The sequence below is a fragment of the Candidatus Hodarchaeum mangrovi genome, from assembly GCF_975850365.1.
In genome coordinates this window covers 1-9454 of record NZ_CDLCQJ010000131.1, presented here as the reverse complement: position 1 = coordinate 9454, position 9454 = coordinate 1, and the positions used below count along the sequence as shown (strand labels likewise).

11 protein-coding genes are annotated in these 9454 nt (G+C 32.3%); 3 read left to right on the top strand and 8 right to left on the bottom strand.

Translation table 11 applies throughout. The annotated features are described in order from the left end of the window. Nucleotides 1–529, top strand: a 529-nt coding sequence (locus ACWVCY_RS12445) for a hypothetical protein (RefSeq protein ID WP_455143152.1), incomplete at its 5' end; no start/stop codon positions are given. Nucleotides 530–544: 15 nt separating this feature from the next. Here ACWVCY_RS12445 and ACWVCY_RS12440 read toward each other — a convergent pair. The 3 genes from ACWVCY_RS12440 to ACWVCY_RS12430 all read right to left on the bottom strand — a co-directional run bounded on the left by ACWVCY_RS12440 (nt 545) and on the right by ACWVCY_RS12430 (nt 4510). Continuing rightward, the gene (locus ACWVCY_RS12440; protein ID WP_455143151.1) at nt 545–796 is read right to left on the bottom strand and encodes a hypothetical protein; all 252 of its coding nucleotides are present in this window, start codon (nt 794–796) and stop codon (nt 545–547) included. Nucleotides 797–1280: 484 nt separating this feature from the next. Continuing rightward, entirely contained in the window at nt 1281–3509 is a 2229-nt protein-coding gene (locus tag ACWVCY_RS12435) for a tetratricopeptide repeat protein (RefSeq protein ID WP_455143150.1), read from the bottom strand. A gap of 98 nt (nt 3510–3607) precedes the next feature. Continuing rightward, complete coding sequence (locus ACWVCY_RS12430) at nt 3608–4510, bottom strand: alpha/beta hydrolase (RefSeq protein ID WP_455143149.1); 903 nt, start codon at nt 4508–4510, stop codon at nt 3608–3610. Nucleotides 4511–4587: 77 nt separating this feature from the next. Between ACWVCY_RS12430 and ACWVCY_RS12425 the strand changes: the two genes are divergently transcribed. Both ACWVCY_RS12425 and ACWVCY_RS12420 read left to right on the top strand, forming a co-directional pair. Then, nucleotides 4588–5277, top strand: coding sequence for an aspartate/glutamate racemase family protein (locus ACWVCY_RS12425; protein WP_455143148.1), 690 nt, complete (start codon nt 4588–4590; stop codon nt 5275–5277). 98 nt (nt 5278–5375) lie between these two features. Beyond that, nucleotides 5376–6293: a leucine-rich repeat domain-containing protein gene (locus ACWVCY_RS12420; RefSeq protein ID WP_455143147.1), complete on the top strand. Its 918-nt coding sequence runs from the start codon at nt 5376–5378 to the stop codon at nt 6291–6293. A gap of 8 nt (nt 6294–6301) precedes the next feature. Here ACWVCY_RS12420 and ACWVCY_RS12415 read toward each other — a convergent pair whose 3' ends face one another. The 5 genes from ACWVCY_RS12415 to ACWVCY_RS12395 are packed head-to-tail and all read right to left on the bottom strand — an operon-like array spanning nt 6302 to nt 9322. After that, a complete protein-coding gene (locus ACWVCY_RS12415; RefSeq protein ID WP_455143146.1) occupies nt 6302–6739 on the bottom strand; it encodes a CopG family ribbon-helix-helix protein in 438 nt (145 codons plus the stop codon). A gap of 13 nt (nt 6740–6752) precedes the next feature. Further along, nucleotides 6753–7490 (bottom strand): energy-coupling factor ABC transporter ATP-binding protein, encoded by a 738-nt coding sequence (locus tag ACWVCY_RS12410; RefSeq protein WP_455143145.1) that lies wholly within the window; start codon nt 7488–7490, stop codon nt 6753–6755. Then, complete coding sequence (locus tag ACWVCY_RS12405) at nt 7487–8287, bottom strand: energy-coupling factor transporter transmembrane component T family protein (protein WP_455143144.1); 801 nt, start codon at nt 8285–8287, stop codon at nt 7487–7489. Before ACWVCY_RS12405 ends, ACWVCY_RS12410 begins: the two co-directional genes overlap by 4 nt. 14 nt (nt 8288–8301) lie before the next feature. Beyond that, a complete protein-coding gene (locus ACWVCY_RS12400) occupies nt 8302–8622 on the bottom strand; it encodes a PDGLE domain-containing protein (RefSeq protein WP_455143143.1) in 321 nt (106 codons plus the stop codon). 4 nt (nt 8623–8626) lie between these two features. Next, on the bottom strand, nt 8627–9322 hold the full coding sequence (locus ACWVCY_RS12395) for an energy-coupling factor ABC transporter permease (RefSeq protein ID WP_455143142.1): 696 nt from the start codon (nt 9320–9322) through the stop codon (nt 8627–8629). Between the last annotated feature and the right edge of the window lie 132 nt (nt 9323–9454).

The window sequence follows — 9454 nt, the reverse complement described above, 5'->3', positions numbered from 1 at the left end:
AAGTCTTTTTAGTCTAGTATTAGGGATAAAATTTCGATTGTTCCTTAATTTTCAATTTGACCTCCTAACTTCCCTAATTGATTTTGCCTGGAGGATCACCCCTATACTGATCATTTTTTATTTCCTCCTTACTGGAAGTCAGAACATGATTAAGAGAAAGTTTAATTCTCATTCAAGAACTCTAAATTATACTAAAAAAAATCAATACGCATCTAAAAACATAATTCTTGGTTATTTGGTTTTTTTGCATATTTTAATAGTTCTTGGAATAATCATAACAACTGGTTCAGGTTTATTTATTGGATTTATTACATTTTGGCTAATAGCAATGGAAATAATATTAGGATTTGTTGCAGCAAGCGAAATAAGTATTTTAACTTCCATGAGTACCCTTCAAGCAAAAGGTTTACCAGTGACTGAATCCACTCTTATACAGCAACGGTTAAAAGATGAAGAACTAGCTATTAGGTACCCTTGGATAATAAATTTGTTATTAAATACCATTATTTTCCTTATCTTCTCCTTCTAAAAATGATTCGTTTATTTAGTTTTTTAAAATAGTATATTTATGTTTTCGCATATCTTCGAGGTCTAGAACTTTTTTTATTAATTGTTGCTGTCTTAGCTCTTTTAATGCAGCACTTACTGTCCTTCTGCTATAACAGGTTCGGGTTTGGATCTCATTAACTGTCATGAATTTTTTTTCTGTTAAAGCGAAATATACCTCCTTGATTGAGGTGGGAAATAGGTATATTAATCCTTTTAATTCTAAATCCTTTGAACTTTCTTTACTCATTATTTTAAACGCTCTGATGTAAGAAATTAAAAATTTGTAATAAAATCCATGATTCTTTCCTATATTAGAATTGTGGTACAGTTTTTTGATTATCTAAGGTGATTAAATAATAATAGTACATTTTTTTGACTGAGAGATAGAAAATCTTATATCATGAGTAACTTAAAGACAATATTATTCCTAAACCCAATTCTACAAGCCAAATTAATCTAAAGTATTGATAATAGTTTTATATACCTTCTTTGCACTAAAGTTTCAGTATACACAACTAAAAAACTCAGAATTAGCTTCATTCCGCAATTTACTTCTTATTTCATATCCGTTTTGTACCCAAAGTCGTCCAAGAGTTGTCCCACATTCTCCACTCCAATAATACTAATTTTGTTAATGATCATATTTTAGATCTCAGAATAGAAAGTTCTACGCTTGAAGATTTCATAGATTGAGGAACGGAATTTCACATCCAGCAGATGATTGATAATCCTTATTGATAAGCACTTTGAATCACATTAAAAATAATTGCTTCTTCATCACTAGTTAACAACATACCAGTGTTTACTTTATTTTTTAATGCTTTCCAGAGATCTGAATTCATTTGAAGAGTTAAAATGAATTTTTTTAACCTTTTAATAGCAGTATAGGATTCTCCAAGATATACATAAGCAAATGTCAGACTATCGGAATTATTTATGATAAGTCTATAATCTCCCAAGGTTAATCGTTCAATAGAACTAGAAAACACTTCTTTACTGAATGCCTCAATAGCAGAAAGAAAACTTCCAACCAAAGGTCCTTTGATAAGTCCCTTGGACTTGAAAAAGTGTGAAAATATTGTTATTCCACCCTCAGTGATGATAAGTAACATTATAGAATCCTCAATAGCTGGAGGATCTGAAACAGCGATAATACTTTGCGTACTCATTTTATCTAACAGGTTCGTGACTTTTCCTAATTCAGGTGCTTCTTGGTCAGATTTCTCATCAACATAAGAAGATTGTCCTATTTTATCAATGAATGCGTCATATTCTCTTGATATAGATAAGGCTAATTTATGTAAACCTTTTTCTTCTGCAATCATTTGTGCTTGTGCAAAAGAATGGCGAGCTGCTTTAACATCACCCTGTAATACTGATAATTCTGCTTTTAAGAGATATGTTTCAGACAATAACATATGAGAATTCTGTTCTTCTGCTAATTCTAATAACTCGTTGGTTAATTTTCGTACATCCTTGAATACTTGTTCATCATCTGATATATCAAACTCTAGAAGGAGAAGTTCACATCGATTCAGCATTGCATCTGCAGTTACTTCTACCGCCTCAATATCTTCTGCAGTTACTTGATCGAAATATTCTTGTGCTTTGGCTTTGTCCCGAATACGTGGACTTCGTTTTAACAACATTCCAAGACCATTACGGTACATTTGACTGATTAATTTTATGGAATATCGTTCAGAGAGCGTTCTAAGTCGTTCAAGATGTTTTTTTGTGTTAACAATAGAATTTGTATCAATGGTAAGCTTAATTACTTGATATAATCCCCAAGACATAGCTAGATAATCTCCAATATCCTCACTGATACTAATTCCATGTGAATAATAACCACAAGCTGTATCGAACTCATTCTTAGCACGATATACAAAACCAATATTGGAGAGATTCCATACTTGTATCCATGGATATTGCTTTTCACGACTCAATGATACACCACGATTTAACGACTCCAATGCTAAATTTAGTTCTCCTCGAATATGATAATTCCAACCGATGTTATTGAGAGTAAAAGCTAAGCTTTCAGTGTTCCCAATACGTTCCGAAAGAATTAATGAGCGTTGTAATAGTTTTAGTGCACGATCTAGCTCACCTAGCCATGTATACATATTCCCAATAAAGCTAAGTGTTACTGCAGCCCCAGATTGGTCATTTAATGATTCAGATAGCTCATAGGCTTCATTAAGAAATTTAAATCCTTCTTTCGGTTTACTCATGTAGTGAAACAATAAAACACCGATTCTAAGTAACAAATTTGCTATTTCTGAATGAATCCCAAGCTCACGATAAATCTTCAAGCTCTGTTGAAGATATTCTATCTCTTTTGGGATTTCACCTTTTATACCAAAAGCGAGGGCGATACTCTGCAAAGTCGACGCGATGCCTTCTCTATTATCTATTTCCTCGAAAATCTTTAAACAATGGTTTAAATTTAAGAAACAATTATCACTTTGTTTCTTAATCCTAGAAAGTAATGCCTGCGCCTTTTTTAACCAAGCTTCCATTAAAAGGTACTCTAGTGTTTCATCAGGTTGGATTTCATTGAATATGCCTTCACTTTCTGCAATAAGTTTTGAATAATGTGGAATTTCTTCAGGAGTAATCTCGGAATAAACTGTTGGATGACGAAGAGCTTCTGCTCCAATAAATCTGCTTGAATGACGAACTGCTTCTGCTTTTAAAATCAAAGCAAAAAAAATACCTTTATCTAACTGCAAATCTCTTCCTAGTTCAAGACTTTCCTCTGCAAGTTGGAGAGCAGTAATTTTTTGCCCAGATAGAATTGAAAGGTATGTTTCAAGAAGTTTAAAGTTTAATAATTCCTTGGAATCGAGTTCTAGCTTTCCTTTCAGTTCAATTAAGCGGTTAAGGGCATCAGAATAGTTTCCTTTATCAATATAATATTTAATTGGCTTGGACTTTTCCGAGAGAAAAGGAAACATGATTTATCAACTCTATAACTTAAAACTCTTTGACTTACCAGTTAAAAATAAATATAATTAAAGATTAAGTTATGAAAAGCGTTCACCCAAATTCATACTTATCGAAGAGAAGCAAGAAATTTTCCCACCTTTGAAGCATATTCTGGATGATCTTCCAGGTTATAATGAGAAGATTCTTCAGGTAACCATACTTGGGAGTTCCTAATTTTCTTTCCTAGAAGTACCGTGTTTTCTGGAGGAAAAATTTCGTCTTTCATACCATGAATCAGGAGTACAGGCTTTTCTATCGTTTCAGCAACAGCTAACGGACTGTAATCAGTTTTTTGATATTTTTTCCGTTGTAACATATGAATTAAGATGATTCCTGGAAGAAAAAATCGTGTAAGGGCTTTTAAACCCAATTTATAAAGATATTTGAAATCATCTGGAAAAGCATAGGGAGGAGCTTCTGCAATTATCGCGATTACTAGATCAGATTGTGCAACGAGTAAAGCTGCACCTCCCCCTAGAGAATGTCCAACTAAGATCAAGGGATTTTTCCACCATGCTATAATATCCTCAATATCTTCTTTATAACGAATAATATTCATACCCCGTTGTACTTTGGAAGATTTACCATGATCTTGAGCAGAAAAAAAGATTGAAATGAACTCTTTTTGGGCGAATCTTCTTGCTCGTGAAACCATTCGCCCTTTATCTCTACCCCAACCATGAATAAATAGAATCGTTTTATATTTTGCTATTTTGGGATCCCCCATGGAAACTTTACCTAGTTCTTGGGCGATGTGTTCCGGATAAACTATCCATCCATCAAGATACTTGCTATTCCGTCCTGGAACTTTTATATCCTCAATCCTTCCCCAATCAGGCTGATCAGGATATGGATTTCTCGGATATTTAGAAAAAATATATTTTATTAGATAGGATGTAAATAAATATAGAGCAAAGCTTAGCAATAGGAAAAGAAATAGAGAAGTGTATATCAAATCAAACACATTCATTATAAACGATTTCTACCTATTGAATTGAATAATTCTTCGTAGATCAGATCATGATTTATGAATGTTGAGTTGCTAAAATGAAATTAATTGGGTTAATTGGTGGAATCAGCTGGGAATCTACACAAGAATATTACCATTTAATTAATAAATATGTTAATATGGAGTTGGGAGGTTACCATTCTGCTAGCTGTATATTATATTCTGTAGATTTTCAAACAATTCATTCACTTCAATTGGAGGAGAATTGGAATGCAATAACCACTTATATCTTAAATATCGCATCAAAATTAGTAAAAGCTGGTGCAGAGCTATTATTAATCTGTTCTAATACAATTCATATAATTGCTGAAGAGATAGAGCGAGATATTTCTATTCCCTTAGTACATATTGCTGATGCAACAGGAAAGGAAATTAAAAAGGCTGGATGTTCCACCATTGGGCTTCTAGGCACAATTTTTACCATGGAGAAGGATTTTTATCGAAATCGATTAAATAAATTTAAAATTCAAGCTATTATTCCCAATCGAACCGAGAGAGAAGTTATTCAGCAAATTATCTTTTCAGAACTTGTATTTGGGGAAGTAAAGGACTCCTCACGAGAAAAAATACTCAATATAATAGCTAATTTGAGATCACGAGGAGCAGATGGGATAGTACTTGGCTGTACTGAACTTCCTTTACTCATTCAAAATATAGAAAGTTTACCTCTGTTTAATACAACAGCTATCCATGCGAAAGCTGTAGTCAATCTAGCTCTAGAGGCTTAAGTCAAGCTTTATTTATTATTTTCAGATATCCTAAAATTTTTAAAAGAATTGCCTCGAGCATTAGTCTTTAAATGATTCAGTAAGAAAACTTTTCTCAAATGGATACAAGAATCCTCTCATCTGATGAACAAATTCATTTAAAGACACTTGAAAGAGAGATCCAACGAACTTTACCTACTCTCCCAAGAATTAGTGCTATAACATTTGGAGTTGAAATTAAAAATACTCATATAGTCGCTTTAGGTTTACGTTCATCACGTTTAAAAGAAATTCCTGAAGAACTATTTCAATTTAAACATTTGGAACGTCTTTATCTTAATTTTAATAACCTCTCATCACTGCCAAATTCGTTTAATGATTTAGTTAGGCTAAATACTCTTAATCTGAGATGCAACAAGTTAATTTCTCTCCCTGAATCGATCGGATTTATGAAAAGACTCATTTATTTAAACCTACAGGAGAATCACCTAGTTACCATACCACACCAAATAGGGGAACTGAATAATTTAAAATCGTTATATCTTCATAAGAATGACTTAAAAGAGATACCTGAAAGCATTGGAAATTTAGAAAGACTGCAAATTGAACTAAATATAAGTAACAATAGATTGACATTTTTACCTGATAGTATTGGACGACTTAAGCGATTGAAGAGGTTATGGGTTCATTCTAATCAATTAGAAACGTTACCATCGTCAATTGGAGATTTAAAACAGTTAGTAAAACTTGGGGCTAATAATAATCAACTTGAATCAATCCCAGATATTTTTGATTCTCTTAAGTCCTTAACTTACCTAGGCTTAAGTTGGAATCACCTCTCAGAAATTCCAGAAAGTGTGGGTAATCTTAGTAATCTAAAACAATTAGATTTAAGTAATAATCAACTAACTGAGCTCCCAAACTTCATTAAAAATCTAGTTAATCTAAGAAGAATTAACATTCAAAATAATCCCATGAAAATATCTACTCCTCTTATGGTTGAATTGGAAAAATCAGGACGTAGAATTGTGAAATAACTAATATATTAGGAGGAGGAGGAATCTTCTGTTCTTGAGATTACACTTATCGAGATATTTTTCAAACCTGCTATAGATCTTAATTTCTTAATGAATTGTTTGATATTTTGAGCGGTATCATCAACCATTAAATTTTCTAAACACTCCTTTCCCTCCAAATGGAAATGATTAGAAAATGTAATATGCGATTCATGTTGAGCAGAGATGAATTCTTTAACAACTATTGAATCATCATGATTATAGACAACTGAGACAAGTGTAACGACACGAGAATCATTAGGAATATGTTCTAGAGCTCTTTCAGACTTAAAAAAAGCTTGCAAGGCGTCTCTGATCATTTGAGATTGATTTTGATACCCTAAATCAGTCACCTTATTTGAGATTAGACTTTTTAATTCAGGCTCACAACTAAAAGTAATAGTTTCTCGATTTCCTTTTGATGCCAAATAATTTCACTCCTTAATTAAATTCTTGGTTGTAAAACTCTTCGTACAAATTAAAATCTCCAAAAATTTTCCCTTTCTTCAGTAAAAGAATTCGATCAGCCTTCTTCATCATATCAAAATCATGACTAATTACAATCACAGTATGATTCTGTTTTAAGTGTATAATTAGATCAATTAAACGTGGTTTTGACCAAGGATCAATCCCAATTGTTGGTTCATCGAGAACAATAATCTTTGGTTTCATAGCAAGAATACCAGCTAGCGCTAAACGTTTCTTTTCACCGAAGGAGAGATTAAATGTGATTCTCTCTGCTAAATTTTCAATCTGAACATCTTGAAGTGCTGCTTTTACGCGCAGATCCACTTCTTCAGAAGAGAAGTGCATATTTCGTGGACCAAATGCAACATCATCATATACCTTGGGGAAAAATATTTGTTCATCTGGGTTTTGAAACACGACCCCTATTTGCTTTTGGATTTCCCGTCGATTCTTACTTGAGACTTGATGCCCAAAAACTCTTACGATACCTTCTGTGGGAGTTAAAAGCCCATTAAAGTGTTTAATCAAAGTAGTTTTCCCAGAACCATTAGGTCCTGCTATTAGAGTTAGCTCCTTTTCTCTAAAGCTAATAGAAATATCTTCAAGAACTTTTATAGACTTCGTATATTGAAATGATAGATTATCAATCTCTAAAACATTTTTTGTATTAAAATTTCGGTGATTTTTATCAGAACCATTATTAGTAATCATAGAATTCCTCCAAATAAAGTATGAATCGACGTTTGCCCAAACATCAATATAAATAAACAATAAATAACTGTAAATAAAAAAAATAGTCCACCAAAGATCGTGTATGGTTGTTCAGGATGGGATATCTTTCCATTAAACCCTCTTGCGGCTAAAGTTGCTGATATATACTCAGATCGTTTAAATGAACGAGCAAGTGCAGCACCTAGTATATTTCCAATAATCTGAAAGGATTTAAAGCTTAAATGTAACTTTTCACCATATAAACGATTAGATCGAGCTTCCAAAACACGAGAGAATTCTTCTTGCATCAAGGAAAAGAATCTAAATGTAAGAAAAAGTAAATTGGTTAATAAAGAGGGCATCTTAAGGTCATCAAGCCCGTAAATTACCTCGAAAAAACTTTCTTCAGAATTTATGAAAATTAATATGACTAAAACCATAAGAAAGCTACGTATGCTAAAAAATAATGCCATAGAAACATTATTATGGTGAGTAGAATATAGAAAATTCCCAAATAAAGTATCCGAGGTATTAAATGTCAAAAAAACTACTAGAGTAAACGAAAGAATTATTGGAAGTGTTTGGACAAATTGTTTTAGAATGATCTTTCTAGGTTGTAAGAGGAGACTAAAAACAATTATATAAAGAAAAAACCATTGAAGTTGAGTAAAATCTACTAGTAATGAACCTACTGTTATTATTAAAAAAATTGAAAGGATTTTACTCCTCACATCAATATTTAGACTTGAATTTCTTAATTTAGAAGGATAATGAACATGATGATCCGAATAAGGCAATATAGAACCGAATCCTATGAAGAAATGCTTTTCCTGGTATATTTAATATAAAAAATAGGAACTAAGAAGATTCCTATTGTAATTATTACCCCAAATATTGCAGAGATTATGATTGAAAGAAATTCGTTATTTAAAATTTGAAATAGTAAAGAATTTTCACCGCCATAATCAGAAAATAACCCAAGATCAAGCGAATTTCCCTCAGGATTATCGTTAACTTTAGAAACTGCACTTTCTAGGCCGTCAGGATTTGGGTCAGCAAATGGAGTTATTAAAATTAACCCTAGCAGCAGAATTATTGTTCCTAATAAATATTTTTTGTTAATGTGATGCATATAATTACCTCCACAATAAAGGAAAAGAAATTGATGGATTATTTACTTCTAGAAACACATCCATTTCAATTGTATTAAAATAAGCAACAATCACACATGTAATTACACCTTCTCCAATACCAATTATGAGATGATAAAAAAGCATAATAGGTAACACTTCATAAAAGGTGACAAAAGAGCTAGAATTTAATATAGGAATACCAATTTCAATAGCTGCAAAGAATGACGCAATACAAATAGAAAGAAAACTAGCTAGAAATACTCCACCATAATATTTAATTTTCATCCGTGAGCTTTTCTTTGGGTCTGTATTCACCATCATGAGACGAATAATGAAATATGCACAAAAAACACCAATTATCCCCATATTAAAAATATTGGCACCCAACGCAAGAATTCCACCATCACCGAAAAGAAAAGCTTGGATTATTAATACAACAGAAATCACCAACATTCCTCCCCATGGACCTACAATTGATGTAGCTAAAGCTGCACCCAATAAATGACCAGAAGTACCACCAAAGACAGGAAAATTCAGCATTTGAGCTGCGAAAATAGTACCAGCAAGAACAGCCATATAGGTAATTCTCCTTTCATCTACATGCTTCATTTTTCTAATACTAATGAATAATCCAAGTAATGTAAAAATCCATGTAATAATCAGAAACGCTGGATCAATCCAACCGTCTGGAATGTGCATAATAATTAATCTCCAACCATAATGTAGAATGAAGAAAAATAAAAAAATGTTAATATCAAAACGATAATGTTTTATTCGTTATCACTGAGGGGTTTGCTGTAAGACAAAACTGTCTTGTTTGTAATACATTTT